Origin of the sequence: Mycobacterium deserti (assembly GCF_025345615.1) — a bacterium.
Taxonomy (GTDB): Bacteria; Actinomycetota; Actinomycetes; order Mycobacteriales; family Mycobacteriaceae; genus Mycobacterium; species Mycobacterium deserti.
Map to the genome: position 1 here is coordinate 233,646 of NZ_JAODWD010000002.1, position 24,302 is coordinate 257,947.

Below are 24,302 nucleotides of genomic sequence, written 5' to 3' on the forward strand. Positions count from 1 at the left end.
CCGAGGCGTCACATCACCAGCGGTAGTGCGCGAAGGCGCGGTTTGCCTCGGCCATCTTGTGGGTGTCCTCGCGGCGTTTGACCGCGGCGCCGAGCCCGTTGCTGGCATCGAGGATCTCGTTGGCCAGACGCTCGATCATGGTCTTTTCGCGGCGGGCCTTGGAGAAGCTGACCAGCCAGCGCAGTGCCAGCGTGACCGAGCGATCCGGGCGCACCTCGACGGGCACCTGGTAGGTCGCACCACCGACGCGGCGGCTGCGCACCTCGAGGGCGGGCTTGACGTTGTCGAGCGCGCGCTTGAGGGTGACGACCGGATCGGTGCCGGTCTTGTCGCGGGCCTGTTCGAGCGCACCATAAACAATGCGCTCGGCCAGTGATTTCTTCCCGTCCAGGAGCACCTTGTTGACCAGCTGGGTGACCAGCTGCGATCCGTAGACCGGGTCGTTGACCAATGGACGCTTGGGTGCGGGCCCCTTGCGCGGCATCAGCTCTTCTCCTTCTTGGCGCCGTAGCGGCTGCGCGCTTGCTTACGGTTCTTCACACCCTGGGTGTCCAGCGAGCCTCGGATGATCTTGTACCGCACACCGGGCAGGTCCTTCACACGACCGCCGCGCACCAGCACCATGGAGTGCTCCTGCAGGTTGTGGCCCTCGCCGGGGATGTAGGCGGTGACCTCGACCGCGCTGGTCAGCTTGACGCGCGCGACCTTGCGAAGTGCCGAGTTCGGCTTCTTCGGCGTGGTTGTGTACACGCGGGTGCACACACCACGGCGCTGCGGGCTGCCCTTGAGGGCCGCGGTCTTCACCTTGGCGATCTTGTCGCGGCGACCCTTGCGGACCAGCTGCTGGATGGTTGGCATCTACCGGCTTTCTGTGTTGCTCGTCTGTCTCTAAGTCGTTCCGAAGTTCTCTGTACTGCAGTTATGTCCCGCTCGCTTACCCCGCGACCGGGTGTGTCGCACGCGTCCGCACCGAAATTCCGGTGGCATAGTGGACATGCGAATTGGCCCGGCGTGCGGGCATGCTTCGCGGCTTTTGTGTCATATCGACCCGCGATGCGCCTTATCTGCCAGGCACGAACGTCCACAATACCAGGGTGGCCGCAGCGCTCCAAACTCGTCGAAGCGCCCCTAACTGCAGGTCAACGCCAGCTTCTCACACCGCGGGCGCGCAAGCCTCATCGCCTCTCCATGCCGGAGGCCAGCCTCATCACCATGTCGCTGTACACCGCGTCGGTGTCGATCCCGTTCATGGCCCCGGTCATCTCCAACAGGACGAAACCGTGCATCGCCGACCAGAACTCCAGCGCCGCGTAGAACGCGTTCTCACCGTCGAGTCCGTAGGAGCCCAGGACGCTGATCACCGGTGCCGCGGCCGCCCTGGTGGCCTCGGTGAACTCCGGGTCGTCGCCGCCCAGAGGCATCCGGGTGAAGGCCGAATAGCGACCGGGATGGTGATGGGCATAGCTGCGGTAAGCGCTGGCCATCGCGATCACCGCGTCGTCGCGGGTGCGGCCCTGTCCCACCGTGTTGAGCATGTTGATGATGTCGCCGACAACCCTCATCCGTACGGTGCGGCGCAGGTCATCGAGGCTGTGCACGTGGTTGTACAGCGACGGGCCCTTGGTGCCCAGCTGAGTGGCCAGGGCGTTGATCGTCAGTGCGTCCCAACCCTCGCGGTCGAGGAAGGTCAGGGCGGCGTTGACGATCGAGTCGCGGCTCAGCCTGGCCGGGCGCCGGCCGGTGGTACTCGACGGCTGAGATGCCACTGTCGTGCCCCCTCCGGTGTCCGGTCGACCCGCAATCGGGTCAGGGCAAAACTAACACCTCTAGTTTTGCGAGGTCAGTTGACACGATCCTGACTGATCTTGGCGAGTTGCTCGGTGACCGTGCACAGGTCGGGCAGCATCGCCGGGTTCATCGTCTGGATCGACCAGGTGATGACGTCCTCGCCCTTGGCCACGTAGATGCTGCACGCGTTGCCGTCGGAGGCCTTGAAGCCTTTGTTTCCGTCCACCGACAGCTCGGTCAGCGCGCGTCCGGCCTGCTCCTCCAAGGTCCGTTCGGTGTCCATGTCGCTGCCCCGGTACCACCACGTGGAGATGCCCATGCCGGCGCCGACCGTGCCGAAGACCGTGTTCTCCTGCCAGAAACAGCCGGCGTCACTGACGACGGCTTTGGCGAACATCGCCGTGCCGACGGCCTTGGTGATGTCGTCGTCGGTCACGCCGTTGCAGTCACCGCTACGGAAGCCGTCGGCCACCGGTGCCGCCGAGGTCGACGGCGTGGGAGGTTGCGGATCCGAGCCGCATCCGGCCAGCGCGAGCGCTGCCAAGGCGACGATGCACATCTTCCGCGCGGACATCGTCACAAGTCCGCCTGCAACGTGGCCGACAACAATCTCTCGGCATCCCTGCACGGGTCGCCGTTGGATTGATCACGCAGTTGCACCCACCAACTCAGGACCCCGGTGCCTGCCGCGGCGGTGGCCGAGCAGGCAACGCCGTTGGTGTCCCGCCGGGCCAGGAACGCTTGGTGCCGTTCGACGACGGTGTCGGTGATCGTCGCTCCGCGCTCGGCGGCGAGGTCGCGTTCGCGGTCGACGTTTCCCGACTCGAACCAGGAGAAGATGACGTCGATGTTCTGCGTATCGCGTGAGAGCACGTACTGGCAGACGGCGCCGCTGTAGGGGCGGACGATGTGCTCGGCGCCCATGACCTCCTGGACCGAGGTGTCCTGCAGTAACCCGCAGCGGTCGTCGACGTAGCCGTAACTACGGTCGGGATCCGGCACCGTCGGCTGAGCCCGCTCCGCGGTGCCGCCTACGGTCTGCGAGCAACTCGCGACGGTCATCATCGCGGTGACCGCCGCGACAGCAATCGAGCCGACACGCAGGAGCATCGCCGCTCACGCTACCCAGGGCCGACCCGATTGGCGACTCGGCAGAAGCCCTGCAACTGTCCCCGCCGAAGACGTACTCTTCCACCCATGATGTGGACTGTGGCTACCCGGTCTTTAGCGGCATGCGTGGTTTCGTTGCCGGTCGCACTGGCGGCGGGAGCACCAGCGGCAGATGCGCAACCGGCCGGGGTCTGCAACCCGTTGGCGCGCACCTGCGCCGACAACGCTGTCGTCGGCGCCCACGTCCAAGGCGACACCCACATCACCGGTATCAACCTCGCCCAGACGGTGGATTGCAACAACCGCACACTGCTGGTGAACGGCAGAGGCAACCAGATCACTGCGCTGGGCACCTGCTGGGCGGTGACGATCCAGGGCGACTCGAACGTCGTCGTCGCCGACAACGTGATCAACGACATCACGGTGTACGGCTGGGATCAGCTGGTGCTCTACAAGAACGGAGTGCCCAAAGTGTGGGACCGCGGGCGCGAACTGGGCATGACGAACCGCATCGACCGCGTGCCTGCGTGAACGTGCGCACCTACCTCATCGCCGCCGCCGCCGCTGCCGTTCTCACCGGATGCGGCTCGCAGAGCGGCGACAGCAACAGCCCGGCCGCGACGGCGGGCTCGTCCGGCGCCCAGGTCGAGATCGCCAACACGATCAACTACGGCTCGTTCGGCACCACCGCCGACATCGACTGCGCCGACGGGAAATCATTGAACATCGGCGGCTCGAACAACACCCTGACCGTCAAGGGCACATGCGCGAACGTCAACATCGGCGGCGCGGACAACAAGGTCACCTTCGACCGGATCGACAAAGAGATCAGCGTCGTCGGCCTGAACAACACTGTGACTTACTCCGACGGCGAGCCGAAGGTCAACGACACCGGTAGCAACAACAAGATCGGCAAGGGCTGACGCGTCAGGCCTTCGCGCCGTGCCTGCCCGCGCCGGCCGCGAATCGTGCGGCGCCCTGCAGTGATTCCGCGGCCACTCGCGACATGCTCCCGAACTCGAAGTCCATGGCTTCGGCCTCGGAGCGGCCCCATTGGTTGAACATCGACAGCCGGTCGGCGCGCATGCATTGCTGCGGGAATTCGGCGAGTTCGGCGGCGAGCTCCTCGGCGCGTTGGCGCGCTTGACCTTTCGGCACGACGCGATTGGCCAACCCCATGGCCACCGCCTCGCCGGCATCGACCCCGCGGCCGGTCAGGATCATGTCCATGGCGCGGCTGTGCCCGATCAGCCGGGGCAATCGCACGGTGCCGCCGTCGATCAGCGGGACGCCCCATCGGCGGCAGAAGACGCCCATGATGGCGTCCTCCTCGACCACCCGCATGTCGCACCAGAGCGCCAATTCGAGCCCGCCCGCGACGGCGTGTCCGCTGACGGCGGCGATCACCGGTTTTGACAGCACCATCCGGCTCGGGCCCATCGGTCCGGGGCCCGTGCGGTGTACGGGGTTGGCGTCCGGTGTGCCAAATGCCTTGAGATCAGCTCCCGCACAGAACGTTCCGTTGTCGCCCCACAACACCGCCACCGCCGCCGATTCGTCCTTGTCGAACTCGTCGAACGCGGCGTACAGCCCCGCGGCGGCAGGCCCGTTGACGGCGTTGCGAGCCGCGGGCCGGTTCATGATGACCGTCGTCACCGGCCCGTTGCGTTCGACGCGTACGCCACCGGCCGCCTCGCCAGTGCCCGCTGAATCTGTCATGTCGCCTCCATCAGTCGGTCGGTCTCGCGCCGCGAAGACAGCTCCGCGGCGAAGTCGGTATAGGCCCCCCGCAACATGTCGCCCGGCCAATCCGCCGGTAGCAGCTCGGCGGGCAGCACCGGATCGGTCAGCAGGTGACGCACCATCCCGGCGGCCGTGACGAAGCGCCCCGGAACGTCGGCGGCAGAGGCCATCTCGCCCAGCAGCGTGTGACCGGCGCGCGCCCATGCCTGCAGATCCCACAACTCGGCCGCCAGCTCGGCGGAGTTGCCGTCGCGCGCATGCAGCACACGCACCCGGTTGGCGACGTCGGCCGGCAACTCGGTATCGAGGTTGTCGGGCCGTAGCCACACCCCCTCGCGAAGCTCTCCGAAGCGGTTGTCCTGCAATGTACTTCGAAGTGCGGCCCGGCTGCGGGCATCCACACCCACGCTGGTGATCACCAGCGTCGTCCAGGTGCCGTCCCACGGGCGCACCCCGGGGTTGATCGCGGCGTCCTGACGCTTCTGACGGGCCAGCAGCCGGTCGGACAACCGGTAGCCGTCGCGCGAGCGGACCAGGTCGCCTGCGCTGACCATGCGCGTTAGCGCCACCCGCACGGTGGGCTCGCGGATGTCGAAATCGGCTGTCAGGCGGATGAGTTCGCTGGCGGTTGCCCACGCCGGGTGCGCACCGAGCAGCACGCTGAGCACGACCGATCTGGCCGTCAACCTCGACAGCGTGTTCGGCATCAGACCCCGGACGCCTTGCGGCCGTGGTCGCCGAACGGTTCATCGCGCTGGCGGACCGCTTCGCGGAATCCGTGCTCCCGCGATTGTGCGACGAACGCGTGTCCCTCGGGCGTGTGCCGGGCGATGCCGTCGAACACGGTCGAGATCATCGCGCTGTTGGCGACGCCCTGGTTCAGCAGCGCGGAGTTCATGGCGAGCTTGACCATGATGAGCTGGTTGATCGGCACCGCGGCGATGCGCTCGACCAGCCGCTCGGTGCGTTCGTCGAGATCTTCGGGAGCCGGCGCCTCGACCGCCAGACCCCACTCGGCGGCTTGCGCCCCGGTGATGGAATCACCGGTCAGGAGAAGTCGTTTGGCTCGCTGGTCGCCCAGCCGGTGCGCCCACATGCCCGCTGCGGGAACACCCCACACGCGGGTTGGTGGGTATCCGATCTTGGCGTCGGCCGCGGCGATCACCTGGTCGGCGTGCAGCGCGATGTCGGTGCCGCCCGCCACGCAGTAACCGTGGATCTTCACCACGGTGGGCTTGTCGGCGTGCATGAGGCTCGAGAAGCCGCGGACGAACCGGCTCATCATCTGGTAGTCGATCATCGGGTCCCACGGCTGATCGGGCAGATGGTTGACGGCCTGCGTCCTGCCTGACAGCACTGTGTCCTTATACGGGCTACCGCCACCCGCGGACGCCGACCCCTCTGCGTACGCCGACAGATCGAATCCGGCGCAAAACCCCTCTCCGCGACCGGAAACCAGGATCACATGCACGTTCGGGTCGAGGTCGGCACGCTCCACCAGCGCCGACAACTCCAGCGGCGTGTCTGCGACGATCGCGTTGCCCTTCTCGGGCCGGTTGAAGGTGATGCGCGCAACCCGGTCGGTGACCTCGTAGGTCATTGTCTTCAAGTTGTCGAAGTCGACGGGCCTGATCGCGTGCGTCATCCTGCGTCTGTCCTCCTCGCGTGCGGAGCTGCGTCTGTCCTCCTCGCGTCCGGGGCCTTGACCAACGCCCGCTCCAGGATCGGCGAGAGATCCAATCCGATCGGCATGGTTCCGAACGCGCCGCCCCACTGCCCACCCAGCCGAGTGGCGAGGAAGGCCTCGGCGACGGCCGGGTGGCCGTGACGCACCAGTAGCGAACCCTGGAGCGCCAGGCAGATGTCTTCGGCGACCTTGCGCGCCCGGTACTGAATGGTCTCCAGATCCCCGAGTGCGATCCTCAACGCGTCGACGCGGGCGTCCAGTCGCGCGTCCTGCCCGGCGGCGATGGCGAGTTCGTCGAACAGCACCTCAATGCATTCGGGTCGAGTTGCCATGGCGCGCAACGTATCCAGAGCGCTGACATTGCCGGATCCCTCCCAGATTCCCATCAGTGGGGCTTCGCGGTAGAGCCTCGGCATGCCCGACTCCTCGACGTAACCGTTGCCGCCGAGGCATTCCATCGCTTCCGCGGCGTGCGGAGTGGCCCGCTTGCATACCCAGTACTTGCTGGCGGCGAGCCCGATGCGCCGCAGCAGCGCCTCGCGGTCGTCACCGCGCACTGCGGCGTCGGTGGCCCCGGCCATCCGCATCGCGACGATGGTCGCGCCCTCGGCCTCGACGGCCAGGTCCGCGAGCACATTGCGCATCAGCGGCTGATCGATCAAGTACTCGCCGAACGTTTTTCGATGCTGTGCGTGATGAATTGCCCGGGCCAGCCCGGAACGCATGCTGGTAGCACTGCCCAAGGTGCAGTCCAGCCGCGTCAGGTTGACCATCTCGATGATGGTCGCAACGCCCCGGCCTTCCTCGCCGACCAGCCAGGCGGTGGCGCCGTCGTACTCCACCTCACTCGAGGCATTCGCGTGATTGCCGAGCTTGTCCTTGAGGCGCTGCAGGAACATCCGGTTTCGGGTGCCGTCGGGCAGGATCCTGGGCAGCAGGAAACAGGACAACCCGCCGGGCGCCTGCGCGAGCACGAGGAAGATGTCGCACATCGGCGCGGAGGTGAACCACTTGTGGCCGGTGAGGCGGTAGCTGCCGTCGGCATTCCGCGTCGCCTGCGTCGTGCCTGCCCGCACGTCGGAACCGCCCTGCTTCTCGGTCATCGACATGCCCGCGGTGATGCCCAGCTTTGTGGTTGCCGGCTTGAGTTCGGGGTCGTAGCGCCGACTGGTCAGCAGCGGCTCGTAAACCCGTGCGAGGTCGGCGTTGTGGCGAAGCGCGGGGACGACGGCGTACGTCATCGAGATGGGACAGACGTGGCCCGGCTCCGGCGTCCACGCCGACATCTTCGCGGCTCGAACGACGTGGGCGCCCGGCCGGTCGTCGGCCCACGGCGCCGCATGCAGGCCGTGTCGGATCGCGGCAGTCATCAGCTCGTGGTAAGCGGGGTCGTATTCGACCTCGTCGACGCGATGCCCGTAGCGGTCGTGGGTGCGCAGGATCGGCTGGTTACGGTCGGCCAACTCGCCCCATCGCTGCGCCTGCTGCGAGCCGCCGAGCGCACCCACATCGGCGACCTCCTCGAGGCCCCACTGGCCGCCCTCGCGGATCAGCGCCTCGGTGAGCGCCGGCGCCGTCGCGGGGTTGTAATCCTCCAGCAGCGGGACCTGATTGGTGACGACATGGGTGTCTGGCATCCCTCGATATTACAGTTTCCCGACAGCCGCACAAGAGTTGTAATACTGAATACACCCGCATCCGCGGATCAGATCACGATTCGCTCGCGGCGACGGACGCACTGGCGGCCCTGGCCGCCGACCGCCTGCTGGATCGCGCGTTGATGCGCGCGATGACCAACAGGACAACGACGGCGAGCGCCCAGCCGAGCAGGATGTCGATGACGTAGTGCTCGGCGGTGTACACCAGCGTGAAAGCCATGACGAGCGGATAGGCGACGAGGAGCGGTCGCCAGCCACGGTGTACCCGGTTCCAGAGGAACATCGCCACGGCGGCGGTCATGCCGGCGTGCAGCGACGGGATGGCCGCGACGAGGTTGACGCTGGCCTGGCCCTGGTCGAGCAGCGCGGTGGCCGAGTGCAGATTCAGCTTGCCCCAGCCGCGCCCGACGATCCGCTCGATCCATCCGTTGGCGCCGTCCTGGGTCGCCTGCATCGCGCCGAGCAACCCGCCATCGGGCACTCCACGTGCCGACTTGAACATGCACCCGGGGTTGGCGGGGCCGTCGGCGACGTCGGAGGGTGTGCAACGGGCGGCGGCCCAGGGCGGCGCGGCAGGCACGATCGCGTAGATCGCCAAGCCGGCGGCGGAGAGACCGACGAACAGCCGGATGAAGGCCTTCCATTCCTCGCGGTCTCGTAGCCACAGCGCCGCCGCCACCACATACGGAAGGATGAAGAACGACATGTAGACGCCGCTGATGACAACTTCCCACCAGGGCGGGTGGGGAAGCTTCAGTTCCTCCTGGAGCCAGACGGTCGGCACCGTCCCGAAGAACAGCCAACGGTCCACCTCGGCCGGCCACTCCCACAGAGTCGGCCGGCCGATCATGTCCGCGGCGCCTCTGCTGAGGTCGTAAGCGATGAGCACCAGCGCGAACGGCAGCCAGTCACGGACGATGTAGAGGATGCGACGGCCCTGGCCGATGCTGGCGGCGGCCAGACCGGTGCAGACGTAGAGCAGGACCAGTTCGCGGTTGAACGCGAAGCCGTCGGTCACCGTCCGGTAGACGATGACGGCGGCCCAAACGACGATCGCGGTCCATCGGGCGATCGCCATCCGACGGACGCGCCTCTGGTCGGGCACCGCCGCCGGGGCTACCGCAGTCGCTGATTCCTCAACCGCGGTCATTCAGCCGAGATTAGTTCAACTCGGCGCAACCGTTTGTTGGAGGGGCGTTCAGTTAACGGATCGTGATCAGCCGACGTGTTCGCGCAGAAAAGCGATGTCGTCCTTGCGGCCGTCGTCAGAGGTCTCGCAGATGACCGGCGCGTCGGCGGCCTTGACCACGGCGACCAGCAACTGGGGATCGATCTGGCCGGTGCCGAAGTTCGCGTGGCGGTCAGCACCGGAGCCTGCGGCGTCGCGGGAGTCGTTGCAGTGCACCAGGTCGATGCGGCCGGTGAGGGCCTTGATGCGCTCGACGGCGTCGATCAGCGCCTCACCCGCCGCCCACGCGTGGCAGGTGTCCAGGCAGAACCCGATGCCGCTGTCACCGATGTGGTCCCACAGTCGGCCGATCGTGTCGAAGTGTCGTGCCATCGCATGGTCACCGCCCGCGGTGTTCTCCAGGTACACCTGCACGTCGGTCTCGAGATAGTCCAGCGCCTTGGCCCACCGCTCGAAGCCGGCCTCCCAGTCCTTGTCGTCGGCATGACCGCCGTGCACGATGACCGCGGTCGCGTTGATCTCGGCCGCGGCGTCGCAGGTGTCCTGCAGGATCTTGCGCGACGGGATGCGGACACGATTGTTGGCCGAAGCGACGTTGATCAGGTACGGCGCATGCACATACAGCGGCATGCTCGCCGCCTTGAGCACCTCGGCGTCTTCTCGCGGTTTCGGCTTCTTCCAGCTCTGCGGGTTGCCGAGAAAGAACTGCACGACGTCGGCGCCGTCGGCCGCGGCGTCAGCCAGCGGGTCATCTCCGTGGACATGGGAACCGATAAGCACGCCGTCGAGTCTAGGCGCGCGCACCGACGCGAATCACGATGAGTTCCATCGGCGCTGTTGGTCTACCTGACATGCGCAACGATGTGTGGCCGCTGGTGCACGCCGAGCGTGCGGCGTTGATCGACGATCTCGAGCGCCTCGATACCGCGCAGTGGGAGACGCCGTCGCTGTGCGAGGGCTGGACGGTGCATGACCTCGTCGCGCACCGGGTCGATACGGCCATGGCGACGCGCCTGGGCTTCGTTCTCGACATGGCGCGGGCCCGATTCGATTTCGACCGTCAGAACGCGCTCGGCGTCGCGCGCGCCCGCGGGGCGACACCGCGGGAAACGCTGCAGCGGCTGCGTGAGGTGGCGACGCGGACGACCGCGCCGCCCGCTCCTCGCGACACCCGGCTCGTCGAGGAGGTCGTCCACGGCGAGGACATCCGACGCCCACTGGGCCTCACCCGTGAGTATCCGGTGCAGGCCGTGCTGCGGTCACTGCGTTACCAGGCCCGCACCACCGCATCGTTCGGCGGCGCAAGAGAAGTCGTCGCCCGCGTCCGGCTCGCCGCAACCGACGCCGACCTGGAGCTCGGCGACGGTCCGGAGGTCAGCGGCCCCGCGCTCGCGCTGCTGCTCGCGATCTCGGGCCGCCGCGTGGCGCTCGACGAACTCGACGGCCCGGGTGTCGATTGTTTGGCTCAGCGACGCGATGGTCGCTGAAGCGACAATCAATACGACACTCGGCAACGAAAAAGCCCCCGCACCGAAGTGCGGGGGCTTTTTCGTACTGGCTCGCAGCCTCGGTCTTACCGATAGTCGCTGTAGCCGTAATCGTCCAGCGGCACAGCAGCACCGGTGGCCTGGCCGAAGTCCGGGCTGTAGTACTGATCCTCGTAGGACGGGATCGTGTACGCCGCGGCCCGTGCCTCTTCGGTCGGCTGCACCTGGATGTTGCGGTACCGGTTGATACCCGTACCGGCCGGGATCAGCTTGCCGATGATCACGTTCTCCTTCAGACCCTGCAGCTTGTCGCTGCGGCAGTTGATCGCCGCATCGGTCAGCACACGCGTGGTCTCCTGGAACGACGCCGCCGACAGCCACGAATCGGTGGCCAGCGACGCCTTGGTGATACCCATCAGCACCGGGCGACCGGCCGCGGGCTCGCCACCTTCGGCGACGACCCGACGGTTCTCGGTCTCGAACTCGCCACGCTCGGTCAGCGAGCCGGGCAGAAACTCCGTTGCGCCCGAGTCGATGATCGTGACGCGACGCAGCATTTGCCGGACGATCACCTCGATGTGCTTGTCGTGGATCGACACACCCTGAGCGCGGTAGACCTCCTGGACCTCCTTGACGAGGTGGATCTGCACCTCGCGGGGGCCCTGGACACGCAGCACCTCGTGCGGATCGGCCGAGCCTTCCATCAGCTGCTGGCCCACCTCCACGTGGTCGCCGTCGGTCAGCAGTCGCTCGGTGCCGTCGTCGTGCTTGAACACCTTCAGGCGCTGACGGCGGGAGAGCTTGTCGTACACCACTTCTTCGCCACCGTCATCGGGGATGATGGTCATCTTGTAGAAGCGGTCGCCCTCTTCGAGCTGCACCCGTCCGGTGACGTCGGCGATCGGCGCCTTGTCCCGCGGAACGCGGGCCTCGAACAGCTCCTGCACGCGAGGCAGACCACCGACGATGTCGCTACCGCCGGAGACGCCGCCCTGGTGGAACGTACGCATGGTCAGCTGCGTGCCGGGCTCACCGATGGACTGGGCAGCGACGATGCCGACCGCTTCGCCGATGTCGACGAGCTTGCCCGTCGCCATCGACCGGCCGTAACACATCGCGCACACGCCGGTGCCCGTGGCGCAGGTCAGCACGGAGCGGACCTTCACCTCGGTGATATTGGCCGCGAGCAGCGCCTCGATCGCCGGGTCGCCCAGGTCGTGGCCGCGCTCGACGACCACGTTGCCCTTCTCGTCGACCGCATCGGTGGCCAGCGTCCGCGCGTAGGCAGACGTCTCGATGTGCTGATCGCGCACCAGAGAACCGTCGCCCTGCAGCTCGGCGAGCTTCACCAACACGCCGCGCTCGGTCTCGCAGTCGGTCTCGCGCACGATGACGTCCTGCGACACGTCGACCAGACGACGGGTCAGGTAACCCGAGTCGGCGGTACGAAGAGCGGTGTCCGCCAGACCCTTACGGGCGCCGTGAGTGTTGATGAAGTACTCCAACACCGTCAGGCCCTCACGGAAGGAGGACTTGATCGGACGCGGGATGAACTCACCCTTCGGGTTGGTCACCAGACCCTTCATGCCGGCCAGCGTCCGCGTCTGGGTGAAGTTACCCGTCGCGCCGGAGTCCACGATCGTGATGATCGGGTTGTCGCTCGGGTAGTGCTCCCGCAGCGCCCTACCGACCTCTTCGGTGGCGTCCTGCCAAATCTTCACCAACGCTTCGTTACGCTCGTCGTGGTTCAAAGCGCCACGCTGGTACTTCTTTTCGATCCCGTCGGCTTCCTTCTCATACCGGTCGAGGATCTCCGCCTTGTTCGGCGGCACCAGCACGTCGGACATGGAGATCGTGACACCCGAACGGGTGGCCCAGTAGAAGCCGGCGTCCTTGAGCTTGTCCACGGTCTGCGCGACCACGATCATCGGGAAGCGCTCGGCCAGATCGTTGACGATCCGCGCCTGCACCTTCTTGTGCATCTGCTCGTTGACGAACGGATACGAGATCGGCAGCAGCTCGTTGAACAGCACCCGACCCAGCGTGGTCTCGGCCGTCCAGGCGTCGCCGGGCCGCCAGCCCGTCTCACCGAAGCGCTCGGCCTCGATGGCGGCAGGCGGACGCAGCTGCGTCAACCGCACCCGGATCTTGGCCCGCACACTCAGCGCTCCGCGATCCATCGCCATGATCGCCTCGGCGGGCGAGCTGTACACACCCGACTCCGGCTGATCCTTGGCAGAAGGCGTGAATTCGCCCGTGTCGCCGCTGATCTCGGTGGTCAGGAAGTACAGCCCGGTCACCATGTCCAGACGCGGCATGGCCAACGGACGGCCCGACGCAGGCGAGAGGATGTTGTTCGACGACAGCATCAGAATGCGTGCCTCGGCCTGCGCCTCCGCCGACAGCGGAAGGTGCACGGCCATCTGGTCGCCGTCGAAGTCGGCGTTGAACGCCTCACAGACCAGCGGGTGCAGCTGAATGGCCTTGCCCTCCACCAGCTGCGGCTCGAAGGCCTGGATACCGAGGCGGTGCAGGGTCGGTGCGCGGTTCAGCAACACCGGGTGCTCGCCGATGACCTCTTCGAGGACGTCCCACACCTGCGGACGCTGACGCTCCACCATCCGCTTGGCACTCTTGATGTTCTGCGCGTGGTTCAGATCGACCAGGCGCTTCATCACGAACGGCTTGAACAGCTCGAGTGCCATCAGCTTGGGCAGACCGCACTGGTGCAGCTTGAGCTGCGGGCCGACCACGATGACCGAACGGCCCGAGTAGTCGACGCGCTTGCCGAGCAGGTTCTGACGGAACCGGCCCTGCTTGCCCTTGAGCAGATCCGAGAGCGACTTGAGCGGACGGTTGCCCGGCCCGGTGACCGGACGGCCGCGACGGCCATTGTCGAACAGCGCGTCCACCGACTCCTGAAGCATGCGCTTCTCGTTGTTGACGATGATCTCGGGCGCACCCAGATCGATCAGTCGCTTGAGCCGGTTGTTGCGGTTGATCACGCGGCGGTACAGGTCGTTGAGGTCCGAGGTGGCAAAGCGGCCACCGTCGAGCTGCACCATTGGGCGCAGCTCCGGCGGGATCACCGGCACAGCGTCGAGCACCATGCCCATCGGCGAGTTGCTGTTGCTCTGGAACGCCGCGACCACCTTGAGCCGCTTCAGGGCGCGAAGCTTCTTCTGCCCCTTGCCGTTGCGGATGACGTCGCGCAGCGAGTCGGCCTCGGCGTCGATGTCGAAGTTCTCGATGAGCTTCTTGATCGACTCCGCGCCCATGGCGCCGGAGAAGTACTCGCCGTAGCGGTCGACGAGCTCGCGGTAGAGCACCTCGTCCACGATCAGCTGCTTGGGAGCCAGCTTGGTGAAGGTGGTCCAGATCTCCTCGAGCCGATCCAGCTCACGCTGTGCCCGGTCGCGCAGCTGGCGCATCTCGCGCTCGCCGCCGTCGCGCACCTTGCGCTTAACGTCGGACTTGGCGCCTTCGTCCTCGAGCTCCTTCATGTCGGCCTCGAGCTTCTGCGCACGGGCCTCCAGGTCGGCATCACGCTGGTCCTCAACGGCTTTGCGCTCGACGGCCATCTCGGCCTCCAGCGTCGACAGCTCGTTGTGGCGCATCTCCTCGTCCACGCCGGTGATGACGTAGGCCGCGAAGTAGATGATCTTCTCGAGATCCTTCGGCGCCAGGTCCAGCAGGTACCCCAGCCGGCTCGGCACACCCTTGAAGTACCAGATGTGCGTGACGGGCGCGGCCAACTCGATGTGGCCCATCCGCTCACGACGCACCTTGGCGCGGGTCACCTCGACGCCGCAACGCTCACAGATGATGCCCTTGAAGCGGACGCGCTTGTACTTGCCGCAGTAGCACTCCCAGTCGCGAGTCGGTCCGAAGATCTTCTCGCAGAACAGGCCGTCCTTCTCTGGCTTCAGCGTGCGGTAGTTGATGGTCTCCGGCTTCTTGACCTCGCCGTACGACCAGTTGCGGATGTCGTCGGCGGTGGCAAGACCGATGCGGAGCTCATCGAAGAAGTTGACGTCTAGCACGTAACTCCCTTTCCCCTTTCGGGATTAGTAACCAATTGAGGCCGTCAGGCCAAATCTTCAACAGAAGCAGATTCGTTGCGCGACAAGTTGATTCCCAGATTCGCGGCGGCGCGCTCCAGGTCCTCGTCGTCGCTGTCGCGCATCTCGATCGCGGTGCCCTCGCTGGAGAGCACCTCGACGTTGAGGCACAGAGACTGGAGTTCCTTGAGCAGAACCTTGAACGACTCCGGAATGCCCGGCTCGGGAATGTTCTCGCCCTTGACGATCGCCTCGTACACCTTGACCCGCCCGACGGTGTCGTCGGACTTGATGGTCAACAGCTCCTGCAGCGTGTAAGCCGCGCCGTAGGCCTGCATGGCCCAGCACTCCATCTCACCGAACCGCTGGCCACCGAACTGCGCCTTACCACCCAGCGGCTGCTGGGTGATCATCGAGTACGGACCGGTGGAGCGGGCGTGGATCTTGTCGTCCACCAAGTGGTGCAGCTTCAGGATGTACATGTAGCCGACCGTCACCGGGTACGGGAACGGTTCGCCACTGCGGCCGTCGAACAGCCTCGCCTTGCCGTCGGCATTGACGAGCGTGTCGCCGTCACGGTTGGGCAGCGTCGCCCCCAACAGACCCTGCAACTCATTCTCGCGAGCGCCGTCGAACACCGGCGTCGAGACGATGCTGTTGGGTTCCGCTTCGAGCAGCTCCTCGGGCAACCCGCTTGCCCAGTCCGGCGAGCCGTTGATCTTCCAGCCCGCCTTGGCCACCCACCCGAGGTGGGTTTCCAGGATCTGACCGATGTTCATACGACGCGGCACACCGTGGGTGTTCAGGATGATGTCCACCGGGGTGCCGTCAGGCAGGAACGGCATGTCCTCGACGGGCAGAATCTTGCCAATGACGCCCTTGTTGCCGTGGCGTCCGGCCAGCTTGTCGCCGTCGGAGATCTTGCGCTTCTGCGCGACGTAGACGCGGACCAACTCGTTGACGCCGGCAGGCAGCTCGTCGTCATCCTCGCGCGAGAACACGCGGATGCCGATGACCTTGCCGGACTCACCGTGCGGCACCTTGAGCGACGTGTCGCGAACCTCGCGCGCCTTCTCACCGAAGATCGCGCGCAGCAGCCGCTCCTCCGGGGTCAGCTCGGTCTCACCCTTGGGAGTGACCTTGCCGACCAGGATGTCGCCGTCGCGGACCTCGGCGCCGATGCGGACGATGCCGCGCTCGTCGAGGTCTGCCAGCACCTCATCGGAGACGTTCGGGATGTCCCGGGTGATCTCCTCGGCGCCCAACTTGGTGTCGCGGGCGTCGATCTCGTGCTCCTCGATGTGAATCGAGGTGAGCACGTCCTCTTCGACCAGTCGGTTGGAGAGGATGATCGCGTCTTCGTAGTTGTGACCCTCCCACGGCATGATCGCGACGAGCAGATTCTTGCCCAGGGCCATCTCGCCGTTCTCGGTGCAAGGACCGTCGGCGACCACCTGGCCTGCCTCGACCCGGTCGCCTGCATCGACGATCGGGCGCTGGTTGGCGCAGGTGCCGTGGTTGGAGCGGGCGAACTTGCGCATCCGGTAGGTGTGCCGGGTGCCGTCGTCGGCCATCACGGTGATGTAGTCGGCGGAGACTTCCTCGACCACGCCGGCCTTATCGCTCACGACGACGTCGCCCGCGTCGATCGCGGCACGCAACTCCATACCGGTACCGACCAACGGGGCCTCGCTGCGCACCAGCGGAACAGCCTGGCGCTGCATGTTGGCACCCATCAGGGCACGGTTGGCGTCGTCGTGCTCGAGGAACGGGATCATCGCCGTCGCGACCGACACCATCTGGCGCGGCGAGACGTCCATGTAATCGACCTCGTTCGACGAGACGTACTCGACCTCGCCGCCCTTTCGGCGGACAAGGACGCGCTCCTCTTCGAAGCGGCCGCTGTCGTCGATCGGCGAATTGGCCTGCGCCACAACGTGGCGGTCCTCCTCGTCGGCGGTCAGGTACTCGATGTCGTCGGTGACGACACCGTCGACGACCTTGCGGTACGGCGTCTCGATGAAGCCGAACGGGTTCACCCGCGCGTACACCGACAGCGAGCCGATCAGGCCGATGTTCGGACCCTCAGGCGTCTCGATCGGGCACATCCGGCCGTAGTGGCTGGAGTGCACGTCGCGGACCTCGAGGCCGGCGCGCTCACGGGACAGACCGCCGGGTCCCAGCGCCGACAGGCGGCGCTTGTGGGTCAGACCCGACAGCGGGTTGTTCTGGTCCATGAACTGCGACAGCTGGCTGGTGCCGAAGAACTCCTTGATCGCCGCCACGACGGGACGGATGTTGATCAGGGTCTGCGGCGTGATCGCCTCGACGTCCTGAGTCGTCATACGCTCGCGCACGACGCGCTCCATGCGCGACAGGCCGACCCGGATCTGGTTCTGGATCAGCTCGCCGACGGTACGCAAACGGCGATTGCCGAAGTGATCGATATCGTCCACCTCGACCGGCACCTCGGCGCCACCGGGAGCGGTCATCGCCTGGTCGCCGTGATGCAGGCGCACCAGGTACTCGATGGTCGCGACGACGTCCTCTTCGGTCAGCGTCGAGCTGGTGATCGGCTGGCCGACATTGAGGCCCAGCTTCTTGTTGACCTTGTAGCGGCCGACGCGGGCCAGGTCGTAGCGCTTCTCCTTGAAGAACAGGTTCTCCAGCAGGGTCTGCGCGGACTCCTTGGTGGGCGGCTCGCCCGGACGCAGCTTCCGGTAGATGTCGAGCAGCGCCTCATCGGTGCCCGCGGTGTTGTCCTTCTCCAGCGTGCCCATCATGATCTCGCTGAAGCCGAACCGCTCCACGATCTGCTCGTTGGTCCAGCCGAGCGCCTTGAGCAGCACGGTGACCGGCTGGCGGCGCTTGCGGTCGATGCGCACGCCGACGGTGTCGCGCTTGTCGACGTCGAACTCGAGCCACGCGCCGCGGCCCGGGATCACCTTGACGCTGTGCAGCGTCTTCTCGGTGGATTTGTCGATCGTCTCGTCGAAGTACACGCCCGGCGAGCGGACCAGCTGGGACACCACGACACGCTCGGTGCCGTTGATGATGAAGGTGCCCTTCTCGGTCATCATCGGGAAGTCGCCCATGAAGACCGTCTGGCTCTTGATCTCACCGGTGTTGTTGTTGATGAACTCGGCCGTGACGAACAGCGGGGCCGCGTACGTCATGTCCTTGTCTTTGCACTCGTCGACGGGCGCCTTGACCTCGTCGAAGCGCGGATCGGAGAACGACAGCGACATCGAACCCGAGAAGTCCTCGATCGGCGACAGCTCGGTCAGCACCTCTTCGAGACCGCCGACCGGGGTGACATCGCCCCGCTCCTTGGCCTTCTCACGCCAGCGCTCGGAGCCGATCAGCCACTCGAACGATTCCGTTTGAACGTCGAGCAGGCCGGGAACCTCGAGCGGCTCACGGAGCTTCGCGAAGGAAATTCGGTTCGGTGCTCCTGGGACGGAGTTGTTGGTAGCCGTTGCTGTTTTGCTTTGGCGAGACCCTGCCAAGATGCATCCTTCCAGCACCTCATGCGACTATCGGTACCGGTGAACACCGGTCCGTGTTGGCCGCGATATCTGCGTCGGTTCGGCTGGCGTTCTCAAGCCCAAACGTCCCGGACGCACGCGGCACGCGACGAGATCACTGAGCGGACTCAGGCCAAGACATCGGTGTCAGGTGCGGGTTTGGGTGGGCAGGATGCAGCCAGCGCAACGTCCAACAGTACCGCAGGACGGCGTATTCCTCAACCACCGCATGCAGGGATCACCGGGCGCTGGCTGGCGTCCTTAACCCGTGCACACATGCTGCCCAACAGATTGACCCCTGGAAGCCTTCCCGTCAAGGGTTAACACGGTGTTTGGTGTGGAGTTTTGCGGCGATTCGGCCGCGGTCGGCGCGCTCGGATCCGCTGCGCAGTTGCCGCTGAACGGGCTGAGCAGAGCCGTCGACTGGAGGAAGGCCTTGATGATCTGGTCGATGATTGTCAGCTGCGGCGCGGGCCCGGGAATCACATAGGCCCGGGCGGGTCCCGCCACGGTGTCGATCGTGATCACCTCTGCGCGTTCCCCGTAGATCGGGTCGGCGTCGGGGGCGTTGAACCAGTCGGCGATCCAGCCTTGCGCCAGCACATGAACGGCCTCGATGTTGCGCGGCTGGGAAAAGCCCGTGCCGATCCCGACCACCAACTGAGCGAACGCGTTGCTCGATTGCCACGCGTCGCCGTGGGCGCCACCGATGATCTGCACCCCGACGAAGCCCGGGCGAAGGCGCGCCAGTACCTCGTTCACGCCGCCGTAGTCGTTGAGAGGACCGGCTTCGGCGGAGATGGCGTGCACCGGAATGTCCAGCGGTATCTTTCGCACGCCGCGCTCGATCGCGCCGCCGATCGGCGAGGTGTCGAACAGCAGCACGCCCGCCATGTCGTGCAACCGGTCAGCCGGTGCGAACTGAGCGTAGTAACCCGCTGCGCCACCGGCGGTCTGGCCGCCGCCCGAGTGTCCGGCGATGACGAACCGCTGCGGTAGCGCGCTGCCGGTGAAACCGGCCGCCTTGGCGCTGGCCAACAGCGCCGCCCGGTCGCCGAGGAACAGGTCGGCGATGGCTGCGTGCATCTGCTCGCCGGCCATCTGGCATCCGTCGCACGCGAAATAATTCGAGGTGATCGACGGCGCGACGACGATCGCGTTGTTCCGCTCGGCCAGCTCCGCCGCGGTGTAGTTGTAAAGGCCCGCCCTGGCGAATGCGCCGTGCTGGAAATAGATGATCTTGTCGGGTTCCGCGTCGGTCGGGAAGTACCAGTCGGTGGATGCCTGGTAGCCGTCCCCGCAGTCGATCTCCAACACCGAACGGCCGACCCTGACCGTGCTGCCGGGCGGCACCGCGGGCGGCCCTTCGAACAAGGCGGCGACCATGTCGAAGATCCCGAAGAAGAGGGACCCGATGATGTTCAACAAGGTGGGCTGAGCCGGGGCGGGGTCGTCTGCTTCGACCGCCGACATCATGAAGCTCGCCGTCTGCGGTTCGGTCTCGGAGGGCGCAGGCGCTTCGGGCTCGGCGACAACGGGCGCGACGACGTCCGCTGATACCGGTTCCACCGCCGGCTGGTCCGAGTCCTCGACGACGGTGGTGCCGTCCGGTTGCGTCACGGGGTCATCGGCGTCAGGGGTCACCGGGCCACCGACCTCATCAACGGGCGCGGGGTCACCGACCTTGTCGGCGGCCGAACTGTCCTTGGTGTCGGCCGACGACTCCGGCGTCACGTCTCCACCGGAGGGCACCTCGTCGTCTTCCTCTTTCGGCTCCTGCGCTATCTCTTCCTCTTCCGGCTCCTGTTCTGCGTCTTCTCCCGCCTGCTTCGGGTTCTCCTCTGCGACGGCGTCGTCCGCGGCCGCGTCGTTACCGACAGAATCTTGGGAGCCCTCGGATCCTTGGTCGGCCCGCGAGTCTGTGTCACGCGTTGCGCCCGAGGCGTCCGACTGCGATGACGACACACCGCCGTCGGCACCCGACTCGGTTTCGGCCGCCGCGATGGTTGCGCCGACGAGCATCGCCGTCGAGAGACCAGCGGTGAGCACGCCGGCTCCCACCCACTGCAAGAACCGGTCGTTCATGGCCATCCCCTCCCGAAAACTTAACTGCTACAGGCAGATCCGCGCGCGATACGACCCGCTGCCGCCGAGCTGTACACGACCGTTTCGCTGACGGCCGTATCGACATCGGCGGCGCAGGTGGCGAAGTCGTTCGAGTTGATCGATTGCAGCAGCCCGGCGACGAACATCTCGATCGGCGACAGCGCGGGCGGCGGACCTGGCAGCACATAACCCCGGGCCAGACCGGCGTCGGTCGGGATGTCGATCACGGCCTGCCCCGGCTGTGCCGGATTTCCGTAGATACCTTTGCGCGTCGCCGGGGCGTAGACCCGACCGGCGTACATATCGGCTATCCAGCCCTGCGACAGAACCTGGACAGCCTCGACGTTCTCGGGCCTCGACGGGCCGAACGTGAGACCGACCAACGCCTGGACCAGACCGAAGTAGGCGCTGCTCTGGAAGGCGTCCGAATGCGAACCCCCGACCAGCTGGACACCGTTGAACTGGCCGGGGCGCTTGGCCAGGAGAACCTGGCTCGCATCGCCGCCGTTGTTGATCACGGTCGGGGTTCCGGCGATATGAAGCACCGGCACTGACGAAGGCAGCTTGTCGAGAGCACGGGCCAGCGCACCGTTGGCAGCGGAGGTGTCGAAGAGAAGCACACCGACCATGTCCGCTTTCTTCGCTGCCGGCGCCGACGCATAGAAGTAGCCCGAGGCACCCGCGGCCAGCATGCCGCCGGCGGATTGGCCTGAGAGCACGAAGTCCGTCGGCAGCGCGCCTTCGAAACCGGCGGCCCTGGCGCTGGCGAGCAAGGCGGCGCGGTCGCCCTCGAACAGGCGCGCCACGGCCGCATGCATGGCATCGGCAGTGAGGCTGCATCCGTCGCACGCGAAATAGTTCGAGGTGATCGAGGGCGCGACGACGATCGCGTTGTTGCGCTCCGCGAGCTCCGTCAGCGTCAGGTTGTACACGCCCGCCCGCGCGGGGAACCCGTGTTGGAAGTAGATGAACTTCTCGGGTTGCCCCGTCTTCGGGTAGTACCAGTCGGCGTCGGCGAGATACCCGTCGCCGCAGTCGATCTGCAGCGTGGACTGGCCCACGGTGACCGAACTGCCAGGCGGCACCACCGGCGGCCCGAGGACGAGCTTGGTGAAGGCATCGAACACGCCCCAGGCGAGGGTGCCGATGACATTGATCAGAGTGGGCTGCGCTGCCGGTGCCGCCGCGGCGGCCGGCAAGACCTCGCTCGTGGTCAGCGCGTCGGCCGGATCTGCCAAAGTCGGTGACTGGAAGCCGGTTTCGAATTCGCGGCGAGCAGCGGCGGCCAGCGTCCACAGAGGGGTTTGCGCTGCCGGATCCAGCGGGGAGTCGTCGTCAGCGGCGAACGGATTCAGCGAAGTCACCATCGACGTGACCGCCGCCGAGATGGTCTCGACGACATTAGGTGTGCTGGGCGGCGACGGAGCAGGCGCCTGCTCCAGCGGCGTCTCGGACTCGAGCGGTGTCGGGTCGGTGGTGTCGACGACCACCTCCGCGGGCTCCTCTGCCGGTGCCGGGTTCACGTCGTCGGGCTCGACGACGACGTGTTCCTCCACAGCGTCTGTCGTCTCGGGTTGCGTCGTATCGCGGGTGCGCGCCGAGTCCTTGTCGTCGACCGCGGGCTCGTCCTCGCTGACCGCGGACTCGTCCTCGTCGGTCTCGGACTCCTCGACGACGTCGGCGCCATCGGTCGGAGCGTCGTCGTCGTCCGACGGGGAGCGCGACTCGTCGTCGTCCGCGGGTGTGGGCTCGACTCGTGCCGGCTTGTCGGCCGGGCTGTCGTTGTCCTTCGACGACTCGGTACCCGCATCGGATGACTGTGACGACGGCTCGCCGCCGTCCGTCGTGTCCTCGTCCGCGAGCGCGGGCCCCGCGCCGGAAAGAACTCCCGCCGCGAGGCCCGCAGTCAGCAGACCCGCAATCATCCACCTCAAGAATCGGTCGATCACGCCGTCTCCTTGCCCCGACGGCAAACCCTAGCCCGGGTTCCGTACTTTAATGGACGGAATCGAACAGTTTTCGCTGCGCGATCAGGCGGCGAGCGACGCCGAGCAGGATCCTGAGGCCGATCTTCCGGTGGACGCGGCGACGCATGCCGGGTCGAACGTGAACAACCCGTCGCCCAGCGACACGAACGGCTGCAGGAAGTTGAGGAAGAACGGCTTCGTCAATGAGTTCGGCAGCGCCACCGCGATCGCGTCGCCTGCTGGAGTGCTGATCGGCTCGTCGAGGTCGTCCTCGTAGAGCCCGGTCGCCTGGTCGCCGGAGAACATGTCGTTGACCCAGCCGACCATGATCTGCTGGGCCGCCGCGACGTTCTGCGGAGTCGAGAACCCCGACACCAGCTGCTGTGAGAACTGGATCAGCGGGTTGCCACCGCGCATCGAGTCGACGTGCGAGCCCCCCACGAGCGTGACGCCGACGTATTCGCCAGGCCGAGCCTGCAAGAGCGCGGTGGTGCCCACACCGTCCTGGTTCCAGAAATACCTGGGGGCGGCGAGCTGGTAGATCGGAATCGAGAGCGACACCTTGTCCAGATCGGCGGCCATCGCGCCGTTGAGCCCGACGCCGTCGAGCAGGACGACGCCTGCGAGCCTGCCGTCGGTCTCGTTGTCAGTCATGTAACCGGCCATGCCTGACACTGCACCACCGCCGAGCGAGTGCCCCATCAACACCACGCGCGACGGGATCGCACCGGTGTATCCCGCTGCGAGTGCGCTGTCCGCGAGCGCGGTGTTGTCCGCATCGAAGAGCTTGGCCAATGCTTCGTGCATCGGTGCCGCGCCGAGCCAGCATGCTTCGGCGTCAAGGAAATTGGAGGTGATGGACGGGGCGACGACGATGCTGTTCGTCTGCTCTGCGAGCGCGGCCGCGGTGTGGCTGTACCACGGACCACTCGCGAGGAAGCCGTGCTGCAGATAGATCAGCCGCTGCGGTGGCTCCTCCCCCTCCTCGGTCTCAGGGATGTACCAATCGGCAGGCACGTCGAACCCCTGACCGTCCGCGCAACCGCAGTCGATCCTCAAAGTCGAACTGCGGACCGTGACGTTACTGCCGGGTGGCAGGACCGCAGGACCGCCGATCAGCCGCGTCGCCAAGGCATACAGATTGAAGACGACGGTGCCGATGACGTCGAGCAGAACCGTCAACGGCGGCGCTGTCGCCGCGGCGCTCGCCGCCGCGGCCGAGGGTGCGGCAGCGAACGCCACCGCGGCCACCTCGGGCGCGTCGATCAGGTCGGCCGCCGGTATGTCGAGGTTCACCGATTGCCGTTCGACGGCCTGCAGAACGGGGTCCACTGTCAGCTCGCCGGCCTCGGTCTCGGCCTCGGTCTCGACGGTGGCAGCCTTCTCCTGCTGGCCCTCGTCCGCGGTGCCGTTCTCGACGGTGAGGGCGTTTCGCTTCGGCGTGACGGAGCCGGTCTCGACGGTGTCCGACCCGTCCTTCTTTCCGGTGCTTTCGTTCGCGGCAGGCTCCTCGACAGGTTCCTCTTCGCCAGGTTCTTCTTCGCCGGCCTCTTCCTCGTCGACGTCGCCCTCGGTCTCACCCGCGTCCTCGGTCTCGTCGGCGTTCTTCTCCTTCGGGCCGGCGGGATCTTTCGAGTCCGCTGGATCATTGGAGAGGTTCTCGGCCTCCGGATTGGGTTTGGTCGAATCCTGTTGAGAGTCAGGTGAATCCGCAGACTCCGAGGATGTGGTGCCGTCCGGCCCGGAATCGTCCTCGGCGGCCGCGACGCCGGCTCCGATCAGCGCCGCCGTCGACATCCACGCCGTCGCGAGACAGACTCCGAACCACACCAAGAATCGGTCGACCATGACCCCTCCTGTTCGACGACGCGAGAAAGATAGCGCGCGTTGTCAGCCGGAGTGAGCGTTTCGAGCGCCGAACGTTCCTTACCGCTCGAATTCTCCGTCGAATTTCGAGCGGTAAGGAACGTTCGCGCGTC

Annotated in this window: 19 protein-coding genes; 3 read left to right on the forward strand and 16 right to left on the reverse strand. The window is 66.4% G+C overall.

Going from position 1 to position 24,302, the window contains the following annotated elements:
* Nucleotides 1-13 precede the first annotated feature (13 nt).
* From rpsG to N4S67_RS07340, 5 genes are all read right to left on the reverse strand, one after another.
* The gene (gene rpsG, locus N4S67_RS07320; RefSeq protein ID WP_014209180.1) at nt 14-484 is read right to left on the reverse strand and encodes a 30S ribosomal protein S7; all 471 of its coding nucleotides are present in this window, start codon (nt 482-484) and stop codon (nt 14-16) included.
* Complete coding sequence (gene rpsL, locus N4S67_RS07325; RefSeq protein WP_014209181.1) at nt 484-858, reverse strand: 30S ribosomal protein S12; 375 nt, start codon at nt 856-858, stop codon at nt 484-486. Before rpsL ends, rpsG begins: the two co-directional genes overlap by 1 nt.
* Before the next feature lie 317 nt (nt 859-1,175).
* Nucleotides 1,176-1,766, reverse strand: coding sequence for a TetR/AcrR family transcriptional regulator (locus N4S67_RS07330; RefSeq protein WP_260992297.1), 591 nt, complete (start codon nt 1,764-1,766; stop codon nt 1,176-1,178).
* Between the two features lie 74 nt (nt 1,767-1,840).
* Nucleotides 1,841-2,362: a DUF3558 domain-containing protein gene (locus N4S67_RS07335; protein ID WP_260992298.1), complete on the reverse strand. Its 522-nt coding sequence runs from the start codon at nt 2,360-2,362 to the stop codon at nt 1,841-1,843.
* Between the two features lie 2 nt (nt 2,363-2,364).
* A complete protein-coding gene (locus tag N4S67_RS07340) occupies nt 2,365-2,898 on the reverse strand; it encodes a DUF3558 domain-containing protein (protein WP_260992299.1) in 534 nt (177 codons plus the stop codon).
* Between the two features lie 87 nt (nt 2,899-2,985).
* Between N4S67_RS07340 and N4S67_RS07345 the strand changes: the two genes are divergently transcribed.
* The gene (locus tag N4S67_RS07345; RefSeq protein ID WP_260992300.1) at nt 2,986-3,429 is read left to right on the forward strand and encodes a DUF3060 domain-containing protein; all 444 of its coding nucleotides are present in this window, start codon (nt 2,986-2,988) and stop codon (nt 3,427-3,429) included.
* Entirely contained in the window at nt 3,426-3,821 is a 396-nt protein-coding gene (locus N4S67_RS07350) for a DUF3060 domain-containing protein (RefSeq protein WP_260992301.1), read from the forward strand. Before N4S67_RS07345 ends, N4S67_RS07350 begins: the two co-directional genes overlap by 4 nt.
* A 4-nt stretch (nt 3,822-3,825) precedes the next feature.
* On the opposite strand, the gene N4S67_RS07355 is transcribed toward N4S67_RS07350, so the two are convergent.
* From N4S67_RS07355 to N4S67_RS07380, 6 genes are all read right to left on the reverse strand, one after another.
* Nucleotides 3,826-4,617 (reverse strand): crotonase/enoyl-CoA hydratase family protein, encoded by a 792-nt coding sequence (locus N4S67_RS07355; RefSeq protein ID WP_260992302.1) that lies wholly within the window; start codon nt 4,615-4,617, stop codon nt 3,826-3,828.
* On the reverse strand, nt 4,614-5,348 hold the full coding sequence (locus tag N4S67_RS07360; protein ID WP_260992303.1) for a PaaX family transcriptional regulator C-terminal domain-containing protein: 735 nt from the start codon (nt 5,346-5,348) through the stop codon (nt 4,614-4,616). Before N4S67_RS07360 ends, N4S67_RS07355 begins: the two co-directional genes overlap by 4 nt.
* On the reverse strand, nt 5,348-6,286 hold the full coding sequence (locus tag N4S67_RS07365) for a crotonase/enoyl-CoA hydratase family protein (protein WP_260992304.1): 939 nt from the start codon (nt 6,284-6,286) through the stop codon (nt 5,348-5,350). The genes N4S67_RS07360 and N4S67_RS07365 overlap by 1 nt, the downstream gene beginning before the upstream one ends.
* Entirely contained in the window at nt 6,283-7,965 is a 1,683-nt protein-coding gene (locus N4S67_RS07370) for an acyl-CoA dehydrogenase family protein (protein WP_260992305.1), read from the reverse strand. Before N4S67_RS07370 ends, N4S67_RS07365 begins: the two co-directional genes overlap by 4 nt.
* A 73-nt stretch (nt 7,966-8,038) precedes the next feature.
* Nucleotides 8,039-9,136 carry a phosphatase PAP2 family protein gene (locus N4S67_RS07375; RefSeq protein WP_260992306.1) on the reverse strand — a complete coding sequence of 366 codons (1,098 nt, stop codon included), beginning with the start codon at nt 9,134-9,136 and terminating at the stop codon, nt 8,039-8,041.
* Between the two features lie 66 nt (nt 9,137-9,202).
* Nucleotides 9,203-9,955 (reverse strand): deoxyribonuclease IV, encoded by a 753-nt coding sequence (locus tag N4S67_RS07380; protein ID WP_260992307.1) that lies wholly within the window; start codon nt 9,953-9,955, stop codon nt 9,203-9,205.
* A 71-nt stretch (nt 9,956-10,026) separates the two neighbouring features.
* Here N4S67_RS07380 and N4S67_RS07385 point away from each other — a divergent pair, with 71 nt between their 5' ends.
* Nucleotides 10,027-10,662: a maleylpyruvate isomerase family mycothiol-dependent enzyme gene (locus N4S67_RS07385; protein ID WP_260992308.1), complete on the forward strand. Its 636-nt coding sequence runs from the start codon at nt 10,027-10,029 to the stop codon at nt 10,660-10,662.
* Nucleotides 10,663-10,748: 86 nt separating this feature from the next.
* Here the strand turns inward: N4S67_RS07385 and N4S67_RS07390 are convergent, their stop codons facing one another.
* The 5 genes from N4S67_RS07390 to N4S67_RS07410 form a co-directional block, all read right to left on the reverse strand.
* On the reverse strand, nt 10,749-14,705 hold the full coding sequence (locus N4S67_RS07390) for a DNA-directed RNA polymerase subunit beta' (RefSeq protein ID WP_260992309.1): 3,957 nt from the start codon (nt 14,703-14,705) through the stop codon (nt 10,749-10,751).
* Nucleotides 14,706-14,749: 44 nt separating this feature from the next.
* The gene (rpoB, locus tag N4S67_RS07395; protein ID WP_390893272.1) at nt 14,750-18,232 is read right to left on the reverse strand and encodes a DNA-directed RNA polymerase subunit beta; all 3,483 of its coding nucleotides are present in this window, start codon (nt 18,230-18,232) and stop codon (nt 14,750-14,752) included.
* A gap of 279 nt (nt 18,233-18,511) precedes the next feature.
* Nucleotides 18,512-20,335, reverse strand: a complete 1,824-nt coding sequence (locus N4S67_RS07400) for a hypothetical protein (RefSeq protein WP_260992311.1) — start codon at nt 20,333-20,335, stop codon at nt 18,512-18,514.
* Nucleotides 20,336-20,355: 20 nt separating this feature from the next.
* Nucleotides 20,356-22,305: a hypothetical protein gene (locus tag N4S67_RS07405; RefSeq protein ID WP_260992312.1), complete on the reverse strand. Its 1,950-nt coding sequence runs from the start codon at nt 22,303-22,305 to the stop codon at nt 20,356-20,358.
* A gap of 81 nt (nt 22,306-22,386) precedes the next feature.
* Nucleotides 22,387-24,171 (reverse strand): alpha/beta hydrolase, encoded by a 1,785-nt coding sequence (locus N4S67_RS07410; protein WP_260992313.1) that lies wholly within the window; start codon nt 24,169-24,171, stop codon nt 22,387-22,389.
* Nucleotides 24,172-24,302: the final 131 nt, after the last annotated feature.